Below are 21,759 nucleotides of genomic sequence, written 5' to 3' on the forward strand. Positions count from 1 at the left end.
GAGAATGTTGTAGAAAGGTTGACGCAATATCATAAATCCCGAAAGGAGATATTGCCATGAACAATATTGTTACAACAGAACATTTAACAAAAAAATATAAATCATTTATTGCTGTTAATGATGTCTCACTCCATATTCGCAAAGGTAGCATTTACGGCTTTCTTGGACCGAATGGAGCTGGAAAATCTACAACAATGAAAATGCTCCTAGGTCTTACAGCTCCAACAAAAGGTGTATTTACAATCGACGGAAAGCAGTTTCCTGCTGACCGCATACCTATTTTGAAAGAAATAGGCTCGTTTATTGAATCACCATCTTTCTATGCAAATCTAACTGGTAGAGAAAATCTTGACATTATACGTCGCATTTTAGAACTACCTAAGAGTGCAGTTGATGACGCATTAGAATTAGTAGGTCTTTCCGAGTTTGGAGACCGTCTTGCAAAAAAATATTCGCTTGGCATGAAACAAAGGCTTGGTCTCGCTGGAGCATTGCTTGGTAGACCACCTATTTTGATTTTAGATGAGCCAACAAATGGACTCGATCCATCTGGTATACACGAAATCCGAAATCTGATTAAGTCGCTGCCAGATCTTTACGATTGCACGATTCTTATTTCTTCTCATATGCTATCCGAAATTGAGCTTATTGCAGATGATATTGGAATACTTAATCACGGACACTTGCTATTTGAAGGTAGTTTAGATGAACTACGACATCATGCATTACAATCTGGTTTTGCTTCCGACAATTTGGAAGATATGTTCCTATCCATGATTGATAAAGACAATACACTCAGGAAGCAGAGTGCAAGACTATGAAAACGCTTGTAATCGAACTCAAAAAATGCAAGAGGACTGGCTTTATAGCTCTTATGATTGCTATTGGCATTATGGGAGCAGCGTACGCTTTTGTGAATTTTATTGTGCGAAAAAATACATTATTAAACCTGCCTTTAGCTCCTATGGATATTCTTCTTACACAGCTTTACGGCATGATTATGGTGTTAAACATGTTCGGCATAATAGTCGCCGCATGCATTATCTACAACATGGAATTTAAAGGAAATGCAGTAAAAAAGATGCATATGCTTCCTATGAGTGTTCCAACTATGTACCTATGCAAATTTATGCTGCTGACCGTTCTGTTACTAATCGCTATTTGCATACAAAATTTAGCACTTGCAAAAATTGGTGTAACAGATTTGCCACAAGGCACGTTTGATGTAAGTACTCTTATGTCTTTTGCCGCATATTCATTTATTACGTCAATGCCTGTATTGTCCTTTATGATTTTTGTATCATCACGATTTGAAAACATGTGGGTAACGCTTGGAATTGGTGTAGCAGGATTTTTAAGCGGCATGGCATTGGCTTCTTCAGACATTGTGCTTTTTATGGCATCACCTTTTATCGTTATGTTAAAACCAGCAGTTGCCATGAGCGCGCAACCTAATACTACGGTCGTAATCGTATCCATAGTTGAAACAATTCTGTTTTTATGTTCTGGATTGTGGGCAGCTAAGAACCTGCACTACGAATAAGGAGATTATGAAAATGAGATTTTTTGAACTTCTTAAAATTGAATTTAAGAAAGTAAAGCGTAGTAAAATTATTCCTTTGATTTTTATTGCACCGCTACTTGTGGTTGGCTCTGGTGTAGCAAGTCTTCATAGCTACTTCACTCCAGAATATACACACCCATGGGCTGCTATGTTTATTCAAAGCGCATTAGTCTACTCATATTATCTGCTTCCGCTTAGTATGATTGTTGTTTGCGTGATGATTGCAGGACGAGAAACAAGCAATAACGGCATATTAAAAATGCTGGCTCTGCCTGTTAGCAGATACGCGATTTCTGCTGCAAAATTTTGCGTACTGTTATTTTATTTGCTTATGGAAATGGTTGTATTTTTTGCCGTATTCGTTATAGCAGGATTGTTTGCAACCAGTAGCACAGGAGTTACAGAAACGCTCCCAATTATGTATATACTAAAATGGTGTTTAGATCTGTTTTTGACTATGATTCCAAGCGTAATAGTCATGTGGGCGATTACTGTGCTTTTTGAAAAGTCAATGTTATCCGTTGGATTAAATATACTTCTTGTAATTCCTGGCGTATTAATAGCAAATACTCCACTTTGGGTAGTTTATCCTTATTGTTACAGCGGATATATGGTTTCCCGCTCTCTACATGCAGTTACATCAACAGGATTAGGAAACGGATTTAATCTTATCCCATTTTTGCCATGTGCAATTGCAATATCTGTGTTCGTATTTTTGATTGCAATAACACAATTTGGTAAAAAAGAGATGAGATAACAAGGGATACTAAATAATAATGCAGCGAAATAACAAATAAAACGAAACAATAAATATAGACGTGATTAGCAAAAGCGCACCCAGCTAATCTGCGCTTGACATCATCTACAGTGCTCTCAATCTACATTGAGAGCACTCGTAGTATTTATACACTTTTTTGAGTGCGCACTATAGATATTGTATGCACTTTTTAACGATAATAAGATACTATCGCAAAAATTTAGATTGGCTTGATAGCTTGATTTTAAGCATGATATCCATTCTATTAACACCAATCATTTTCACGCTCGCAAGCAAATGCAACCGCGCAAAACAAACCACATCACAATGCGCTCAAAACACAAACAACCGCGCTATAGTCAGCGTTAGTTTAAATGCCTTCCATGCGGCGCAATATTCTTACGATGCCTGCGAACCGCGGCAATAATCATCGTGGCAAGAATTACCGCGCACCCTATAAGCGCGAGCACGAACATTGTCATCCAAAGCGGCCACTGCAACTTGTCTCCCGGCGCAGAAACTGGATCCGGAAGCACGCGATACCCAGTCACCAACAGCCTCTGCGTATTCACACCATACGGAGTACACGTAAGCAGCGTCGCCAAATCGCGCCCCTTCTCGCGTTGAAGCAACCTAATATCATGCGGATCGACCACGCTAATGCGGAACACCTTGTAACGCAGCGTCTCCCCCTGCACGTCAAAGTAGAAGAAATCGCCCTTCTTCAACTCCACTAAATCATCAAACATGGTCGCATTCGGCAAACCAGTATGCGCCGTCACCACCGAGTGACGAGTTTTGCCACCAACCGGCAAATCCGTGCCATACAAGTGCCCAGCGCCATACGCCAAAACCTCCTGCGAACTACCGTGATAAATCGGCAGCTTAACGCCAATTTTCGGGATTTTTACGATACCCATAATCCCCATCGGCTCATCCAACTGCTTCGCATACTCCTTATACTCCGGCGTCTTCATATAATCCGTCGTACCATCGTACGGATCAGCTGTAATAATCGACTTGTGGCGCGCATTATAACGACGAGCCGCGTTCAAAATCTTCTCTCTAGCACTCGCAGTCTGCTTACGACTCAACCGATCATAAGCTACAGAAACTTCCTTCAACACCTTGTTATTCCACAACGTTGACACAACCGGGTACGTGAAGCACAAAATTGCTGCAAGCGCGAGAACGATTGGCTCTAAAATACGGCGCAAATGCGATTTCTTGCGTTTTACTTGCTTTTCCTTTTTCTTAGCCTTCATTCCTACTCCAATGTGCGGATGCAAATGTTTTAATGCAGATTTGTGTAGTGCGCGGTTTTCTTACTTGGTGTTGCGCGGGGTTTGAGTATTTCTCTCCTCGCAAGTCCCGTCGCTACGCTCCTCTTTTATTGCTCGTATAGAAATACATCAAACCTTCTGAATATCTAAAACTTTTGCGTATCTTTCATCACCGAGATTCTTGATTTTTCTTGCTCTCTCGGCGAGTCACCATCTAGCGATGCTGAGGCTCACCTCGTTCGCGGCGAAAAATCTCGAATCTCTGCCACACTTGGCGTATTTGCGCAATCTGCAGTGCGCAAAAGATTAGAGCACTTTGTACCAGAAGACACGCCGCAGCGTTTAAAACAAAATGCATTTAGCATTTTGTTTCTACGCTGGCGTGTCCTGGTACAAAGTGCCTAAATCTTTTGAATGCTAAGCCGAACGTCATCTAATCAACGTCGGTTAACGCATTCAATCAAGCGTTCTGCTGCTGTTCTTCTTCCTTACGATTACGCACGTAAAGAATCACACTAGCTGCGATCAAACCAATACCAGCCAATGCGAAAATCAGCACGCCGTAAGCACCAGTTGCAGGAAGGTTGAACCAGAAGCTCTTGCCATCTTCGCCACCCTTAAGTGGGAAGTCCTCAAACTGCTCAGTCGTAGTTTGATCCTTCGTAACAGTCACAGCGTGGACTACAGGAGAAATCGCATAACCCTTAGGAGCTTTAACCTCAACAAGATAAACCGGCTCACCAGCGCGAGTCTTGTACGGAGTCGCGAAGTTACCTTTAGAATCTGTTGTAGCAGTCTTTACATCAGTAGTAGCAACGCCAGCAGCAGGTTGTGCACCAGCTGCAGCAGTACCACCAATAGTTGAAGCAGCCTTGCACTCTTTAACATTGTCTGCTTTCTTGCTAGGATCTGCTAGTCCTTTAGCACAAGCATCAGCCTTGTCTTTATCAGCGAAAATCCTGAACTCAGCATTTTCAAGCGGCTTCTCTTCATTACCTTCCTTATAGAACTTGTGAACCTGAAGGAAACCGAAGTCAATAGTCGCTTGAGAATGATCATTATCAGGGATAATTGGCGGCAAGTCACTTTCGTTATGCTCGTGAGCCTGGAAGAAGCCGGACTTGTTTATAATCTGATCCTTCTTCTTATCAGCCTCAGACATTGGCTTAGATTCGGTTGGAGCAGTGCCAGTCTGGTAATCAGGATTAAGCTCAAACTCGAGATTAACCGTAACCTTAGGAGCTTCTTGACCTTCAGTAACATTATTCAAAGCATCAGCAATCTTACCTAAGCCAGCCTCGGTAAATGTTACTAAAATACGAGTGTAACCCTCAGCAAGATCCTTACCTTCATCTGTCTTACTATCAGTGACTAAAGTAACTTTGTAATCTTTCTCTTCAGTCGCAGTAGATTTGTCAAGAGTCGTTGTACCAATCTTCACAGTCTTCACAGCATCATCAAGAGTTGGAGTAGTTGTTGATTCAGCAGGTTTTTGTACTGTCAAGGCAGCGGTTGGAGCATCATCGAAGACCTTATAACCCTGAAGATTAGCAGCAGTCAACTTACCCTCTTTAGGCTTAGCTTTGTTCACTTCCGCTGTAATCGTGAAAGGCACTTTATCCTTAACGCTAGCGAACTTAGTCTTATCGTAAACCTTCTGAATAGTAGCCGAGAGATCCTTATTCTTCGGCTTCACAGTAGGATTATAGTTATAAGACACAGTCGTCTTGGTGTTATTACCCTTGCTAGTCGTGGTGTACTCTGGCAAAGGAAGCGTCATATAGAAGGATTGAAGATCAGAAACACCATAGCCCTTAGGCGCGCTAGTTTCCTCAACCTTGTACAAGCCAAGGTCAATAGGAGAATTCTTACTACCAAACTTGGCTATACCTTTATCGCTAGTGGTCTTCGGATCAATGGTGTTAGTAGTATCAAACTTGACTTCTGCATCATCACCACTGTCTTTAATAGTGTGATCGTTCAGCTTAGTAACAAGTTTCGCAATCTTCTGCCATGAATCAAACTTGCTAAGATCTAAGTCAACATACTTGTCACCTTCCTTAACAGAAGTGACTTTAGTCAATTTGAAAGTAGCGTCTTTAAGCGGCTTAAAACCAGTAAGGCAAGAAACCGTTGGTGTCTGACCAATAACCTTCCCGCTACCTCCCGAAGAAGGAGTAGTAGTAGAAGAAGAAGGAGTTTTAGCGTCCTTATCCTTCACGCACTTAAGAATGGTTATAGTGCCATTCTTTGGAGCACCAGTCTCCCACGGAGCCGGAGCAGGACTATCCTGTGATCCAATCAAATTATTATGACCAGCCCACGCAACGCCAGTCATTGTTACAGCGCCGGCGACGCACAGCGTGCCAGCCATCGCAAGCGACGCCACCGCCGCCACGAATTTATTAGTGAACTTTTTCATGTTCACTCCTTTCATTTGCCGTTTTACGGCAAGTAGAGAATTAGTTTGCATTAATAATGCTCATACGAGTAAAGTTTTAAAATTTTTTGCATTTACCTTGTGTTATCACGCTCCCGAATCCCGAAAGACTGCGCAATAAAACAATACGCAATAAAACAATGCGCGAAACAGGAAGGCTTTATGCGCAAATGCGTACGTAGTCGCCTTATGCGCAGCACCGCGAGTAAATGCATATACAACTGCTTTATACGTGATTGCATAAGCCTCGCCACCTTCCCAAAATTAATTTGCGACCGCGCTCACTTTGACTTACCACGAAGCCAGCAGCCAACAGATTCACCAATAGCGCGGCAAGAATACCAAGCTGCAAATTCCAACTATGACCACCCGTGTCCGGCAAAGTAAACTTGCTCACCGAATCAATATTGAGCTTAAAAGTAGCAAAATCCTTATTTTCTTTAAGAGACTTATCATCAGCTAATGCCTTATCAATGTCCGCAGGCGTTTGCTTGCCAGATTGAACAGTGAGCGCATTTTGCTTAAGAGCGTACACAACGCACTGGTAATCGCCAACCGCAGTCGGCTTCAAGGTCACTTCCTTATCAGTTCGCGCAGCCACTTTCGTCTTATCAGCCGACACACAAGTTGTCTCGCCTTCTTTATTAGAGTGGCACGTATTTTGATCATCATCCTCAGGCACACTCAACCCAAGCTCGGCAAGATTACTACTCCAAGTCTTGTATTCAAGAGGCTCCTCAGCTTGCGAGCCAGTGCCAGTATTAGCGACATTTGAGCCACTTCTAGCAGAACCACTTCCACTAGAGCCAGTACCGCCATTCGAAGCGCCGACACTTACAGCAGCATTATTATTCTTCTTCTCGCCCTTCGAGCACAGCACGCGCAACATAATCTTATTCGCGCTATCCGCCGCAGAAGTAGCATCAATAAACGGCTTAAGCTCCATACCAAGTATCGCAGAAATCTTGTTATTCTTGTCAGGCAACTCCGTCGGCAACGAATCATCGCCGTTTTTAAACGGATACACCTTCAGCGTAAGATCATTATCGCCAATTGTTGGCGGCTTTGGCTTTGGAGGATTACTCGACTTCACCTCAATCGTAACTGACTTATAATCCCAGTCAACGCCTTGCGTAATAGGCGAATCTTTTTTCCACTTATCTTCAACAATGTTTCCTTTAAACAGGGATTGCTTACCTTCCGTAGTTGCTGCTCTAGCATCAAACTCTGTTACTAGTTTAGAATATTTCGTATTTTTACCACCATCTAAGGTTTGTTTTAATTTAGCATCTTTAAAAGCAAACACTTTGCACGTATATTTACCTTCACTACCAACGTTTGGAGTTCCAGTAGTAATCCAACTTTGAGAACGCTCGCCAATGCCGTCATTTTCGTACAGCTTACCGCTAGTAAAATCGTTAAGCACACTGCCATCTGTGCGATTCCCTAAAGAAGGCTTCCACTGCTTTTGTGTGGGCGGCTTAGCTGAAACAGATGCATCAGCACTATCGCTAAGAGTTAAGCCATTAATTGAATCAAGATAGTAATTACTATCTCCATCTTTATGGCAAATCATGCGATGGTAAATAGGGTTAAACTTTTCAGAAGACTGACTGTCAATAAAAATTGGAGTAAACGGGCTAAATTTTCCATCTTTATTCAAAGTAAAAGTAACACCGTTCGTTTCATCAACTTCGGTACGACCATCAGCTTCCTGGTGATTGTAAACCTTTAACGATAAAACGTTATTTGTAGAATTTTTGTATTTAATCTTGACAGTAAATTGTGAGTATTTCTCATAACCTCTACCTTTACTATTCTTGATGGATTCCGGATGAGTTAAAGAAGATTTGTCTTTATAGTCTACTTTTACATATATGCAATAGGTACCATTCTTCAACCATTTATTAGGGCGTATTGTAATCACGCCAGAAACAGAATCTACTTTAACAAAATTATTAGTTTCCTCTTTCAAATCAAGTAACTTTTTATCAACTACAATTCCTTCTAAAGAGAAACTTTTTACAAAGCTTTTAACTTCATCGTACGAAACTTCTGTTAATTCTGACGGATTACCACTCTTATTATTAAGTTTAGTAACACGATGAAACACTGGATTTGCAGTATAAGACCCACCTGCTTCGTTTATAGTGACATATGATACATATTTTTTTCCACTTTTAACCTTATACTCTGCTACATAGCATTTTGCGAGTTCAGTTATGCCAGCATCTTTGCACTCTTTCGGAGGCTCAGCATCAGCAGTTGCACTTCTCTCCATTTTGCTAGAAGCTTTCGCAGAGGCGCCTTTCTTTTGGGCATCTTTAACTTTTTTATTTACAGCAGGAGCATCAGACTTAGCCTTATCAACACCATTGCTGTTAGCATTCTGCTGCTTTTCAACAGGATTCGATTCTTTATTATCTTTATTTAAAGTACTTGAAGTATCAGTATTTTTCTTATTAGGCTCAGTATTACTAGATTCATTTTGCTCAGGCTGCTGCTTCTCCCCCTCAGTCTTAGCAGAATCAGACTTAACACCCTCAGCCTTCTCATTAGAAACAGTATTAGCACCAGCACTTCCACCAGCATTTTCGCCAGCGCTTAAAGCAGAAGTTGGAGCAATCACAAAAGTAGCAAGCAACGTTGCAGATGCTACAAGTAACGAAAGTAACGCTCGACTCGTGCACGAACCACACGCTTTTCGAGAGGCTTTTTGAGACGATTTTATGAACGCGTTTTTGGACGCGTTTGAGCGCAAAGCGACGCAAGAAGCCTTTTTAGACTCTCTTGCAACGCTAGAGTCAATGCGACGAGCAACAAAATCTCGAATTGCACGTACACACTTTAAAAATGTATTAGATTCCGGAGCAGTCATAGCATACTCTCCTTATATCATCTTAAACAATTTTTAAACTTTATGGCCTAAAAATTAATGAAACCCAAAGGCTCACATTAACAATCAGGCGGAATGCTACCCCTTTCGTAATGTACAGCTGTGAGTATACCCCCCCCCCCATGCTGGATTTCAAGCAAAATATACGAATTTGACAATCTTTTTGAAAATCACTATTTTCTATGAAAATAATCGCAAAATACGTTAAAAAATATTCAAAACAACACACATTTTTAGAATATTTTACTACAAAAAATTTTATTGTCGCAAACTTCGGGCGTGTCACAGACACAATATACAGTCATTCGAAATAAGCATAACCACAATATATGCTGGTTATTATTACAAGCAGACAAATGCACACTTGTTTTAGCACTACCAGTACCGCTACCCCTACCCCTACCAGTACCCCTACCAATACCAATACCAGTACCACCAACTATCACTATAACTGCCTGCATCAATCGAGACGAAGGCAGATCTCACTCGCGTTAAAAGCACACTGCGCTTTCATCAACTTTGAGCAAGCTCAGCGCTACGAATTCCTTTTGCGCACGCTACGCCCTTGCGCTCTCAAGCAGGTAGGAGCGCAGCGATATCAAAGCTGCTTAGCATGCTTGCAGAAGGTGGATCCGTCGCCTCGGAACCGAGCAAAGAAGCCGGTTGCTGCACTTACAACGGTTTTAAGCATAGAGCCACTTACAACAGAATGCGCAACAGAATGCGCGAAGCAGTGCTTAGCACCAGAGGCAACATCGAGCGCACAGCCGCTAAAAACTTTTGCAAACCCAGCCAAAGCGGTGCTTGGAAGCACAGACGCAACCCAACCATGACGACCGAACGCGCCAGCAACCGCGAACATTGAGAACAGTCCAATAGACAAGAATGTGAACATAACAGCCGACTGGCCGCCAGTATGCGGCAAAGGCACTGGCTGAACAAAGGTCTCCAAATAGTACATTGTAGTGAAGAACACTAAAGGCGACTTTGGATTACTAACAGGCACAGCACCATCGCTATCGCCAAGTTCTGTCCAAGTGCAAGCGTTTCCCCTTGACTTCTTAAACATGATTTTATAAGTACTGCCCTGTCCTTCGGTACCTCCAGGTTCTCCGCTTTCTTCATCACTGCCATCACTTACAGATCGCAATTCTCTTGCGGATCGCAATTCCTTTACACGCGATTTCTTTATAGATCGTAACCTCTTTACACGCGATTTCAACTTTGCACTACGCGAGTCACCAGTATCGTCACCAGTATCGTCGCCACCTTCACCGGGTTTATCTCCACCTGGTTCCTCAGTACTAGGTTCCTTGCCTGATTGAGAATCTATAGCACTTCTAAACTTTGAAGCGAAACTATTTTTTACAATTCTGTACGCATAATCCTGCGATTTTTCACCCTGCTTCTTCTCTAACTTACTCGAATTATACAGTGCAGGAACATAGTAAGTATAAGTAGTACCACCCGAATCTATATTGCAATCACATGTCATATTGTCATTTTTTATATCGCCAGGCTCCATTAGCTTGGCTTTAACAGGAATGTAGTATGCAATATTTTTAAGATCATCATCGTTTGAAATTGTATCTAAAATCGTAACATTATTAGTTACGACTATATTATTGCTGTGATAATTCTCATCGAGGGAGAATATTCCACCCGTAGCAAAATTACTTTTGATAGGATCATCCTCAGGATTATTCTCAAAACCACTAGACTGCAAGTTATTCGCAATCAACGTGCCTTTAAAACCACCAAACATACCATCAACAGAAACAGTAGTAGACTTAGAATTAGTAGGTTTTGTAAAGTTCTTATTGCTGAAATCTAATATAAGACTGTCGCCACTTTCTGCTCCTGCATTGGAAAACATCGAACTAAGATCCGTAACTTTTGAAATATCCCACTTGCTTAAATCTGCAACGCCGGTAAGTTTTTTGCAATCAGAAAACATGCTAAACATATTCGTTACACTGCCAACATTCCAGCCACTCAATGCACTTATATCAGTCAATCCTGTTGTACTTACTACCTCAAGTTCATCGTTCGTATGCTCAAAGTAGCAATTGGAGAACATGCTGCTCATGTTCTCAACACTGCCAACATTCCACTTTTCTAGACCGCTAAGATTACTCAAGCTATAACAACCGCTGAACATGCTACTCATTTTCGTGACACTGCCAACATTCCAACCGCTCAAAGGTTGAAGACTGGTTAAGCCATTACAACTGCTGAACATGCTGCTCATTTCCGTGACACTGCCAACATTCCAAGCGCTCAAAGGTTGAAGACTGGTTAAACCATTACAACCGCTGAACATGCTGCTCATTTCCGTGACACTGCCAACATTCCAAGCGCTCAAAGGTTGAAGACTAGTAAGACTGCCACAACCGTCAAACATGCTGCTCATGTTCTTAACATTGTCAACATTCCAGCCGCTCAAAGGTTGAAGACTAGTAAGAAAACTGCAGCCATAGAACATTCTAAACGTGCTAGCTAATTGGTCTGTACTGCTCTTACCTGTTGTATTCCAATTATCTAATCCTTTGATATTTTTAAGATTAGAGCAATATGCAAACATGCCACCCATTTTTTTAACGTTACTAACATTCCAATTTCCTAAGCCTTCAGTACTTTCGATGTTGCCGCACAGCGCAAACATTACCATCATGTATTCAACGTTCTTTACATTCCACTTTTCCAAAAATTTAAGCGAACTCATACTCTTGCAATATTCGAACATACCGCTCATTGTCGTAACGCTTTTAGTATCCCAACCTTCCAAACCAGTAAAATCTGTTATGCTGGTGCAACCCTCAAACATTCTGTTCATGTTCATAACATTGCCAGTCTTCCACTTACGTAAAGGTTCAACCGAAGTAATCGCCATCTCACTTGCATACCCGTCTACTGGATTAAAATCATCATGTTGATCTTGGTTCTTAATAACAGACGCGAACATTCCAGACATATTTCTAACATTGCCAACATTCCAGTTACTCAACGCACTTATATCAGTCAATCCTGTTGCACCAGTGATCTTGCCATCATCATCGTAGATACGCCTAGCACAACCACTGAACATGCCACTCATGTTCGTAACATTGTCAACCTTCCAATTAGCCAAACCGCTAATATCATCTAAACCAGCGCACCCCTCGAACATGCCCTCCATGTTCGTAACATTGCTCACATCCCAGCCACTCAAAAAACTAAAATCAGTTAATGAGGAATCCTTAAATAGATAGGACATGTCTGTAACGTTACTTACATCAAACCTTTCGATGTCACCAATGCTACGAATATTTTCCCCTGAAAAAAGACCTTCCTTATTCTTTGAACCTTCCTTATTCTTTGACAAACTACCGTAGCCATACGCTTTAACACCGTCTACAAAATCGATTTCGCCATCATCAGCAGGGAGAGACTCAATTTTTGTACGAATAGCATCAAATGCGTCACTCTTCTCATTGGCACTGATAGCACATTTATCTTCCCCTGATGGAGACGCAATCGTAACTTTAGTATTATCCTCGTTAATTTCAGCCACGCAAGCAGGAAGTGCTTTAACTTGGTCTAGGGTTAATTTCTTACCATCACCAGCGCTGCGATCTTTACCCTTAGTTTTTTTAGCCTTTTCCTTTTTAGCTTTTTCTTTTTCTTTTTTAGACTTAGCCTTTTCCTCAGTCTTTTTCTTAGCCCTCTCTTTTGCGTCTTCGTTCTTAGCTTCGGTATTTTTCTTGTTCTTATCTACTTGCTTGCCATTTTCTTTATTGGATTTATGCTCAGGAACATTCGCAGGAACATTAGATTGCTTCTTTTCATCGCCAGCATCTTTGCCAGCATTGCCATTATTTACAGACACCCCATTAGGATTTTTAACAGTTCCCTTATTACCTACAGTACCTTCTCTATTAGTTTCCCCTTTACCAGCTTCCCCATTAGCTGCCCCGATACCTTCAGCGTTAGTCTTCTCTTTACCCTCTTTACCCGCTTTACCAGCATCTTTGCTCTTATCATTCTCGGCAGCAGCAGCCAAAACAGCAGCAAACAATGGATTCTTCGTTATTTTGGCATAAGCCAGCCCTGGCAGCACTGACACACTCAATGTCATAGCAAGCACACACAAAACAGCACTCAACACTGACAACACACGATGCTTCATATTTTTCTTCATATCCCTCACCTCGTGATACGCAATAGTCGTTAATTCACGTAAAACGGCACATCTCCCTTATTTTGCGCACTGACGAAGTTCTACCGTGAACCACACTATTTGCGTTCGCTATACCTTTCATAGTATACTCCTATAACACTAATCAGTAAATATCCACAAGCTATGTGCGAATTTGTTTGAGACCAGCCGTATTAGTGCGTTGCTATTTCTACGCGTAGTTAAACTGCGGTTCTTCTACATGTGTGCTGCTTGATAACGAGAACAATATTGGTAAGCACAATACCAAAAACTACGCTTACTCACACCAAACTCGGTGTAAGCAGCCAAGCGAGAACACCAAAGATCAGCAGTCTAAGCAGCACAACAATAACCAAGAAAGTCAAACTTTTTGTTAGGCATTTCTGTTGATCAGCATTCAATGCGCCCATCAGAACCATAACAGCAGCCGCCGCGCAAGAAAATAGCATATTGCCCAAGAACATGACAAGCAGCGCAATAATAAGCGTGCAAATACCAGCAACAGTTTCTATAATCACATGCCCCCCCCCAAAAAAAAGCATGCTTGAAAAGCACCGGACTTACATTCGTCTCACTCATCATCTTCTCCTAGAAAAAGCAATTACGAAATATCGTGCTATGATTACACAGCTATGATGATTGCACAACTATGACTGAACAGAATATCTAAAACGTCTTTCAGCATTCGGCCTAAAAATTTCATCTTCTTCATTTGCTTCTATATAACTTTGGATATATTTCTTATCTGGTCTAATTAATCTCATAAGCTCTTCTTATTCCTAATATGTAATTCTATTAAAATTAGAATCCATATCAGTCTGTTTAGTCCCATTTATCAGATAAAAGGAAGTCACGAATATTCCTGTGCTTAATCCCATTTCGACTCATATCAAACTCATCGAGAGAAACAACATATTTCGGGAAATTATCGCGAATAGCATCATACACTCCAAACTCACGATTCACTGTTTCTTCTGAAGCAAGCAAATAAGTGACCTGAACATACAACTTTTCACCGCACTTATCACACTTATAAGTGAAATTTAATGACAAAATCGATAATTTATAAGTTATAACTGATAAAATCGCGAGAAACCATCCTAAAACAGCCTAGAAGAAATCCCCCACCTAGACTGGATTTGCAACGTTTCGTCAATTGACACTCATTTAACTTTTACACTAGCTTATTTCTATATCTTCTAATCGTTCACTTTTAAATTATCTTTCTTTATCAATCGTTCTCTTTCAGCGCAAGTCCTATAAGCTTATCCGTATAATCAGCCATAAATAACGGAATATTCAACACATCATCATCTAGTTTGAGATTATTAAGCGAGAACCGTATACGTAATTTCGTTTGATTCGGGAATAATTCTTTAAACTTTTTCAAACTTCTACTATTAATATTTGCTTCAGATTTAACCTCAATAGGGAAAATATCATTTTCTCGTTGGATAAGAAAATCCACTTCATACGGCGGATTCGTTTGAGACCAGTATCTCGGCATCACTTCAAATTGAGTAAGCAGCGCTTGCAAAACATAATTTTCTGTTAAAGCACCCTTAAACTCAGTAAACAGCCTATTGCCTTCCGCAAACGCAGTAGGAGCAAGTTGAGCCAATCGCCTTAACAAGCCAACATCTGCCAAATAAATCTTAAAAGCAGATACATCATCATAAGCAGCAATAGGTAAACTCGGCGCAGTACTTCTATAAATTTTATACACCAATTGTGCCGATACCAGCCATTGCAAAGCATCTTCATATTCTCTTGCTCGCGCACCATTTTTAACAACTTTATACAAGAATTTTTTATTTTCACGCGCAAGTTGAGACGGAATAGAATGCCAAATCATTGATATTTTAGGAAACTCACTAACATTAGGATGTTTCGCAAAATCTCGTTCATAAGCTGTTATAATCTCAAACAACGTTTCTTGCATTGCGTTTACATCTCGCGCTTTAGTCCACATTAAAACTGACTCAGGCATTCCCCCTGTAACATAATACATTTTTAATTTATCGTATAGAGGATTAAAAAATGCGTCTGGAATCGGCTCTATTTTATCGATTTGTTCAATATACTTCGCTAGATTTTCATCTCCATTAGCAAGCAAAAACTCCGTGAAAGTCATTGGGTTTATTTGCATAAAATTAACTTTTCCAACTGGGAATGAAGATGGTTTTGCAAGCGTTATTCCGAGCAATGATCCAGCGCAAGCAACATGATATTGCGGAGCATTTTCACAAAAATATTTCATCGAGTTTATTACTTCTGGGCAGTCCTGAACCTCGTCAAATATGATCAGCGTATTTTCTGGTTCGATTTTTTGACCGCTTGCAAGCATTAGATTTTGTAAAATTCGCTCCACATTTTTAGTGGCTTCAAAGAATTGCTTATACTCTCTGTTTTCGTCGAAGTTAAAATATGCAATATTTTTGTAGTAAAGCTTACCAAATTCTTTTAATATCCAAGTTTTACCAACTTGACGCACGCCTTTTAATATCAATGGTTTACGGTACGGTGAGTTCTTCCATGCTAAAAGTTTGCTCATAATCAGCCTTTTCATGATTACTCACCTTTCACTTGACGTTACGCTATTAAATATTGCAGTCGTATTAGTGCGTTGCTATTTCTACGCGTAGTTGCACTGTTGTTCTGTTATATTTTGCGTTATCTTTTATCGTATATCACATTATTATATATGTTTTGGTGCATTTAATCACATTATTATACGTATTTTGGTGTTTTTTATCACATAATTATGTATTGCGTAACTATCAGCATAAAAACAACGCTTTCGACGCTCGTAGAGCCTTCTGCTCAAAAGAGAAGAAAACAGTCTTACAAAATCTTATGCGGCTACTGCGGTTCTTTTCCATGGGTGCTGCTTGATAACGAGAACAATATCGGTAAGCACAATACCAAAAACTACGCTCACCCATGCCAAGCTCGGTGTAAGCAGCCAAGCGAGAACACCAAAGATCAGCAGTCTAAGTGGCACAACAATAACTAAGAAAGACCAACTTTTTGTTAGGCATTTCTGTTGATCAGCCTTCAATGCGCCCATCAGAACCATAACCGCAGCCGCCACGCAAGAAAATAGCATATTGCCCAAGAACATGACAAGCAGCGTTCGCCAGCCAGCAATAGTACCAAGCATCCACCATTGCAGCATCAACGCAAGCAAAAATGTGACAACATCGCATACTGCTTCAATCAGCATATTCGCAACAATTAACGAGGAAAATGTTAAAGACACACCTCTAGGAGTGCCTGTTTTACCTGCGCTCTCATGCTGTAATGCAATCATGTTTCTCACCTCGGCGCGCTTTACGCGCTCTTCTTCAAGCATTTGAACGCCAAGCTCAACCGATTTCTTTGAAGCTTCCTGTAATTGCGCATCCGTCATACCTGGCTGCCAAGGCTTTTCAAAAACAAACAGCAACACACTAGTAATCGCTGCGCCAATAATAATGCTTAGCAGCGTAGTATTGGAAACAAGCAATAAAGCAATACCAGAAGTCACCAGCAGCCTGAGCACAAAATCGATGATTCCAATAAGCAAATCGCCAGATCCGTCATCTGGCCTTCGATGCCTATCCCACTGCAGATACGCTGTACTTAGCAGCGAAAACACCACAACACTCAACGCGAGTATGACCACAGTTTCCCAACCTAGTACGCGATGCCCTACGAACTGCTGTACAAGAAGCGCAACAATAAGCGTGCAAATACCAGCAACAGTTTCTGTAATCACATGACCCCAAAAAGCATGCTTGAAAAGCACCGGTCTTACATTCGTCTCACTCATCATCTTTCCTCTATATATTAATCCAATACCTTCTTGTTGTAACATTTCCTCTTGGTAGGCTATTTTTCACTTTATTTTCTAAAATTCCACCATTATTTTCTATAACTCGTATCGAGCCAATATTGTCATCATCACACGTAATCAAAACCTTATGCAGATTCAAAGTCTCTTTACAATATGTAAGTGCCATAGAAAGCATTTTTGTTCCATAGCCCTTCATACATTCAGACTGTCTAATCTCGTACCCTATGTGACCACCATAGTTAATTAAAAAAGAATTTAATTCATGCCTAATATTAATTTCACCAATAAATTTTTCATTATCTATCAGCCAAAATGTAGTAGCTTTAACATAATTTTCAGGCAAATTTATACCATGTTCATAGTTATAAGAACTCTCTACAATTGTCTCAGGGTTTATAAAACGTCTTTCTGCATTCGGCCTAAAAATTTCATCTTCTTCATTCGCTTCTATATAACCTTGGATATATTTACTATCTGGTCTAATTAGTCGCATACGCGCTCCTTATTTTTAATATGCAATTCTAATAAGAATGCAATTCTATTAAAATTAGAATCCATAATAGTCTGTTTAGCTTTAATAGTATTACTATTAAAAAAAAAACCACATATACAAGCTTTATTAAAGAAAAATTTTTTATTTTCCCAATTAGTACAGGCTTTTCACACCCATAAAATTTTTCTCTTCCATAAATCACAGCTTTTATTAGAAAAATAGGGTTATTCCCCAATAATCAAATAATGTAGAGAACTTTTTTATGATTTTTACACCGATTTGTTCCCCAAAACATAAACAACTAAATTAATAATCACTCGACAGCAAAATAGCCTTAATGCTCATTGCAGAATGAAAGTTAATATTGGGAATATTGTAGGAGCGTAAACATCCAAGACAATTAGAAACAGAGAGTTGTTAATTTTTTTGTTCAATAATTTTATCGGTAAATGCCTTTAAAAATTCTCTAGAATTGCTCCAGCCTGCACCATTGTTTAATCCCGAGAAATCGAACCCAGATATTTCATCTAAAGCTTTACTACAAACCCATTCATACATTCCAGCCTCTTTGCTTTTATATATTATTAGGAACAATGGTTTCATTGCTTTTTTACCTAATAATATGACACTAATATATTGTTTAGAATACATTACATCGTTATACCATTGTCCTGTCAGCCAATAGAACTTATCTTTGCGCCCCTTTTCACCAATCTCATCGCATAGATTTTGTAACTGTTTAGCCACATACGTGAGAACCTTTTCATCTATGTTTTTTATTAGCAAAGTTTCATCAACACCATTTTTACTTATCTCTTTCCAGTCAACATCTTCATTATTTTCTGAATTTCCTTCATTTCTTGCAGACTTTTGATTTTCTGTTTTTACTTCTCTATTATTATCGCTAAAACTATTCTGACTCTTACAACCTGAAATAAGTGATATAAGACAAACTACCACAGTCAAAAAAGCATAATGCTTGATATGCTTCATTTACGCCTCCTCTACAACTTAATCTTTACCTAATTGCGGCTACGATTCTCATGTTCAATCTTCACTCTGTTATTCACTATCATCTGCCCAATATTCATTCATCTCGTAGTACAAATCATCTTTGAGTCTAATAAAACTGACGGGATGTAAATTATGGACAAAGAATGCAGATCTGCAGCCTATAAAATAATTGTAACTAAAAATCATCCGATAATCCACAGGATTTTATTTCCATACATAAACAGATGCGTAGGCAAAGTAAATGCACCTTTTAGCAATAGAAGCGAGCTATCGTTAAAAGGTTTAAGATTGGCTTGATAGCCTGATTTCTTGCTCTTTATTCGTGAGAAAGAGCAAGAGGATGTTAAAACATATCAAGCATATGTTGAGCCTAAAGGTAGTCAACTTTTATTTGAAGATGAGTGGAAAGAAAAATTCTTAGGGCAGATTGAGAACAACTACAAGATTAACGATATTTTAGGAAGAGGATACAAGATTATAGGTCTTCCATTCTTTAATCAAGAAAACAGAATGTCTGAAATTCGACAAAGCACTAAACGATTTAGTATCAAAATTATAGTGATGTAATAAACTACAACATTTGTTTAGAAATTACCCAATCACATATCTGCAACACACCATAAGACGTATTACAGATTACGAAAATAATAAGAAATTTTATTAAAAATTATATTGTTATAACATTTCGCAAAAAATTTTCATTTAGAGCACCCCCCCCCCGTAGGAAATTTTACAGTCTAAACTAATTTCAAACTGAAAAATATTATGAAAAATAACAAAAAAATGATAGAATTTTAAATGTACCCGTTTAAATAGAGAGCTTTATTACTGGCATTGGAGAGATTTGTCATAGAATTCGTTCTATTTATTTGTTTAAAAATTCGTTAAAGATTAGGGAAAATTAAGGAGATTGTTATGACTACCACTAATCCTTCAAAACATACATCATCAAAATCTTCTAGAAAGCGTCCTGCACACAAAGTACACACTCTTCCGTTAGCAACAATGGCTGCTTTACTGACAGCAGCAACATGCTTAGGCAGCCAGCCTGCTATGGCTGTTCAAGCGGCCACAATTACTACACCAACACAGGCTGGAGTAGTTAGAAATCTTACGAATAGCACCGGTGTTGTGTATCAAGATCGTGAAGCTGATGTGGTTGTTAATAATCCAGAATGGCTTAAGACTCCTAGTATTCTTGAGTTCCAGCGTTATCGCTCTACTAATGATGAAAATAAAGATAAAACGACATTTAATTCCAACGAGCATGGTAGCGATGAGTACAATACTCTGATTAAAAAAACAGATATGTATGCACATATCGAAACAATAGATGGCGCTAAATATCTCGTATTCGACGTATTCTTCAACAATGATGCTCAATCAATGGTAAATCTCTCAAACAGGCAATGGTATATATGGCAAGTACCGTACCAAATTGCTAAGTTAAATTCCAATGGTTCGTATGCGAGTGACACAATTCGCGACTTACGTTTTGACGCTTACAAACTTAAAGATGCATCACAAAATGACAAAATAAAACGCAAGATGAACTTTACTCTTTCGCGCGATTTTGCCAAGTTTGAAAAAGTAGACAATCAGTCAACAACTATAAACTTCCCAAATGATCATGAAAAAAATTTCGGTGGCAGTAGTAATAAGTCTTCAAGCTTCTCTTATACTTTAGGACCGAATCAGACAAAATATGAAAAAGATATGAGCAATCTATTCCATGAGAATCACAATGATTACGCTATTGGTAAAGCAACTTGGCTAGATTACCCATATAATGGTAAGAATTATGGAATAGGTATTCAAACTTCAGAAGTAAATCTTGCATTCCATATGCATGCCGCAGTAAAGCTTAACGATACAGCAATTAACGAAAAAGCTACAACTTATGATGAAAAGTACGCTAATATACATAATGCTTGGACTTGGGCAGATTCTGCAACATATGGAAGCACAACAAGCTCGTCCTACGCGTGGATTTCTGGACGAGATCCAGAATCTGATGAAAAAAACTTACAGCGCCACAAGGATGACAGCATAGCGCCAAAAATTTATTACAATGGCACTGAAATAACCGACGACAATCAGACCATTCAACTTAATATAGGCGATAAACTAAGCTTCACTACCACCGACAACAAGGGTCATATTGAGAAGTTTAGCATTTCTGGTTTAACAAAAGATCCTACAGTCACGCAAGGCGATGGAAGCGAAGACAAACCGCTTTCATCAGGCGACATCAAAGTTACTAAAAAAATGAACGGCAAGGAAGTAACTATTACTTCCGAGGATGGCTCTGGCAACGTTACCACGCGCAAAGTTAAAGTCACAGTTACTAAAAAGAAAACACTTGCTGAAGAACATCCTCTTACTGGTAAAACCATTACTACTACAGTTGGTGAACCATTACCGCAATTGACAGAAATTAACAAACTTGTCGAGATTAAAGACGAAGGCAAGCTTAAAAAGAAGCCAACATTAACGTGGAATGGCAAATCTCCTGCTCCAAACACTGAGACAGTTGGCGTATTTACCCGTAGTATTAAGGGAACATACTCCGATCAGTCCACGAAAACAACAGATGTAATCATCAATGTTAAACCACAGAAGCCAGTTATCGACACTGATCTGACTGATCTTGCTGGAAAGAAAGGGCAGAAAGTAACAATAACTGTTGGAAGCGGCATTCCTACTGACGCTAAAGTTACTACAACAGTTAAACTGTTTGATAAAAATGGCAATGAAATCGGCTCTACTACAACGATTAACAATGGTAAAGCAGAGATTACTGTTAATGGTGAAATTCCTGAAGGCGACGTGTATGCAACAACGACTGTAACGAAACAGACTGAAACGCTAAATGCCGGTAAAACAATAATTCCAGGATTTGACCTAACTTCAGAAAAAAGTGATAAAAAACGAGCTACCAAGCCTAAGGATAATGAAAAACCAACAATTACTGCTACTGCTACTTCATCGCCTGTAACAGTTGGGCAAGATTTGAAGATTCACATTGTTGCTAAAGATGATGTGAAGGTTGAATCAGTACCTAATGCACAAGCTTTGATGCAAGGTTTAGGTCTTAAAATTAACGAACTCTCATCTCGAATAGAGTCAAAACAAACAACTAATACTGATACAGAAAAGGATTTTGATCTTACTGTTAAGAACATGCAGCCGAAGGAAGTTGGCACACATACCATAACCTTCACTGTAACCGACTCGTCAGGAAAAACCGGCACCACAACTCTAACCATAACCGTG

At 39.6% G+C, this 21,759-nt stretch carries 13 protein-coding genes and 3 pseudogenes; 5 read left to right on the top strand and 11 right to left on the bottom strand.

Annotated elements, in window-relative coordinates:
* The first annotated feature begins 56 nt into the window (after positions 1-56).
* Genes ABVC65_RS06470 through ABVC65_RS06480 form a run of 3 tightly spaced genes read left to right on the top strand, consistent with a single transcriptional unit; the run spans position 57 to position 2,321 of the window.
* Positions 57-821 (top strand): ABC transporter ATP-binding protein, encoded by a 765-nt coding sequence (locus tag ABVC65_RS06470; RefSeq protein WP_004122568.1) that lies wholly within the window; start codon positions 57-59, stop codon positions 819-821.
* Positions 818-1,543: an ABC transporter permease gene (locus ABVC65_RS06475; RefSeq protein ID WP_004122566.1), complete on the top strand. Its 726-nt coding sequence runs from the start codon at positions 818-820 to the stop codon at positions 1,541-1,543. Before ABVC65_RS06470 ends, ABVC65_RS06475 begins: the two co-directional genes overlap by 4 nt.
* Positions 1,544-1,556: 13 nt before the next feature.
* On the top strand, positions 1,557-2,321 hold the full coding sequence (locus ABVC65_RS06480) for an ABC transporter permease (RefSeq protein WP_353582892.1): 765 nt from the start codon (positions 1,557-1,559) through the stop codon (positions 2,319-2,321).
* Between the two features lie 365 nt (positions 2,322-2,686).
* Here ABVC65_RS06480 and ABVC65_RS06485 read toward each other — a convergent pair whose 3' ends face one another.
* The 11 genes and pseudogenes from ABVC65_RS06485 to ABVC65_RS06535 form a co-directional block, all read right to left on the bottom strand.
* Positions 2,687-3,586, bottom strand: a complete 900-nt coding sequence (locus ABVC65_RS06485; RefSeq protein WP_353582893.1) for a class C sortase — start codon at positions 3,584-3,586, stop codon at positions 2,687-2,689.
* Positions 3,587-4,064: 478 nt separating this feature from the next.
* Entirely contained in the window at positions 4,065-6,026 is a 1,962-nt protein-coding gene (locus tag ABVC65_RS06490; protein WP_353582894.1) for a SpaH/EbpB family LPXTG-anchored major pilin, read from the bottom strand.
* A 244-nt stretch (positions 6,027-6,270) separates the two neighbouring features.
* The gene (locus ABVC65_RS06495; RefSeq protein ID WP_353582895.1) at positions 6,271-8,922 is read right to left on the bottom strand and encodes a hypothetical protein; all 2,652 of its coding nucleotides are present in this window, start codon (positions 8,920-8,922) and stop codon (positions 6,271-6,273) included.
* A gap of 616 nt (positions 8,923-9,538) precedes the next feature.
* The gene (locus tag ABVC65_RS06500; protein ID WP_353582896.1) at positions 9,539-13,120 is read right to left on the bottom strand and encodes a BspA family leucine-rich repeat surface protein; all 3,582 of its coding nucleotides are present in this window, start codon (positions 13,118-13,120) and stop codon (positions 9,539-9,541) included.
* Between the two features lie 218 nt (positions 13,121-13,338).
* A pseudogene (locus tag ABVC65_RS06505) lies at positions 13,339-13,611 on the bottom strand (hypothetical protein); the annotation flags it as partial.
* A gap of 192 nt (positions 13,612-13,803) precedes the next feature.
* Positions 13,804-13,902: pseudogene (locus ABVC65_RS06510) on the bottom strand (GNAT family N-acetyltransferase); the annotation flags it as partial.
* A gap of 58 nt (positions 13,903-13,960) precedes the next feature.
* On the bottom strand, positions 13,961-14,191 hold the full coding sequence (locus ABVC65_RS06515; protein WP_016828780.1) for a hypothetical protein: 231 nt from the start codon (positions 14,189-14,191) through the stop codon (positions 13,961-13,963).
* A 178-nt stretch (positions 14,192-14,369) separates the two neighbouring features.
* A complete protein-coding gene (locus ABVC65_RS06520) occupies positions 14,370-15,707 on the bottom strand; it encodes an ATP-binding protein (protein ID WP_004120904.1) in 1,338 nt (445 codons plus the stop codon).
* Between the two features lie 285 nt (positions 15,708-15,992).
* Entirely contained in the window at positions 15,993-16,952 is a 960-nt protein-coding gene (locus tag ABVC65_RS06525; protein ID WP_353582897.1) for a hypothetical protein, read from the bottom strand.
* A gap of 10 nt (positions 16,953-16,962) precedes the next feature.
* Positions 16,963-17,469, bottom strand: coding sequence for a GNAT family N-acetyltransferase (locus ABVC65_RS06530; RefSeq protein ID WP_353582898.1), 507 nt, complete (start codon positions 17,467-17,469; stop codon positions 16,963-16,965).
* Between the two features lie 417 nt (positions 17,470-17,886).
* Positions 17,887-18,462 carry a hypothetical protein gene (locus tag ABVC65_RS06535; RefSeq protein ID WP_353582899.1) on the bottom strand — a complete coding sequence of 192 codons (576 nt, stop codon included), beginning with the start codon at positions 18,460-18,462 and terminating at the stop codon, positions 17,887-17,889.
* A 330-nt stretch (positions 18,463-18,792) separates the two neighbouring features.
* On the opposite strand from ABVC65_RS06535, the gene ABVC65_RS06540 reads away from it, so the two are divergent.
* Positions 18,793-19,050: a type III restriction endonuclease subunit M gene (locus ABVC65_RS06540; RefSeq protein WP_353582900.1), complete on the top strand. Its 258-nt coding sequence runs from the start codon at positions 18,793-18,795 to the stop codon at positions 19,048-19,050.
* Between the two features lie 348 nt (positions 19,051-19,398).
* A pseudogene (locus ABVC65_RS06545) lies at positions 19,399-21,759 on the top strand (hypothetical protein); the annotation flags it as partial.

This window comes from Gardnerella vaginalis, assembly GCF_040427915.1.
Taxonomy (GTDB): domain Bacteria; phylum Actinomycetota; class Actinomycetes; order Actinomycetales; family Bifidobacteriaceae; genus Bifidobacterium; species Bifidobacterium vaginale_C.

Coding starts and splice junctions, on each gene's coding strand:
- ABVC65_RS06470 (WP_004122568.1), top strand. CDS start 57: ATGAACAATATTGTTACAACAGAACATTTAACAAAAAAATATAAATCA.
- ABVC65_RS06525 (WP_353582897.1), bottom strand. CDS start 16,952: ATGAGTGAGACGAATGTAAGACCGGTGCTTTTCAAGCATGCTTTTTGG.
- ABVC65_RS06495 (WP_353582895.1), bottom strand. CDS start 8,922: ATGACTGCTCCGGAATCTAATACATTTTTAAAGTGTGTACGTGCAATT.
- ABVC65_RS06530 (WP_353582898.1), bottom strand. CDS start 17,469: ATGCGACTAATTAGACCAGATAGTAAATATATCCAAGGTTATATAGAA.
- ABVC65_RS06520 (WP_004120904.1), bottom strand. CDS start 15,707: ATGAAAAGGCTGATTATGAGCAAACTTTTAGCATGGAAGAACTCACCG.
- ABVC65_RS06490 (WP_353582894.1), bottom strand. CDS start 6,026: ATGAAAAAGTTCACTAATAAATTCGTGGCGGCGGTGGCGTCGCTTGCG.
- ABVC65_RS06475 (WP_004122566.1), top strand. CDS start 818: ATGAAAACGCTTGTAATCGAACTCAAAAAATGCAAGAGGACTGGCTTT.
- ABVC65_RS06535 (WP_353582899.1), bottom strand. CDS start 18,462: ATGAAGCATATCAAGCATTATGCTTTTTTGACTGTGGTAGTTTGTCTT.
- ABVC65_RS06500 (WP_353582896.1), bottom strand. CDS start 13,120: ATGAAGAAAAATATGAAGCATCGTGTGTTGTCAGTGTTGAGTGCTGTT.
- ABVC65_RS06485 (WP_353582893.1), bottom strand. CDS start 3,586: ATGAAGGCTAAGAAAAAGGAAAAGCAAGTAAAACGCAAGAAATCGCAT.
- ABVC65_RS06480 (WP_353582892.1), top strand. CDS start 1,557: ATGAGATTTTTTGAACTTCTTAAAATTGAATTTAAGAAAGTAAAGCGT.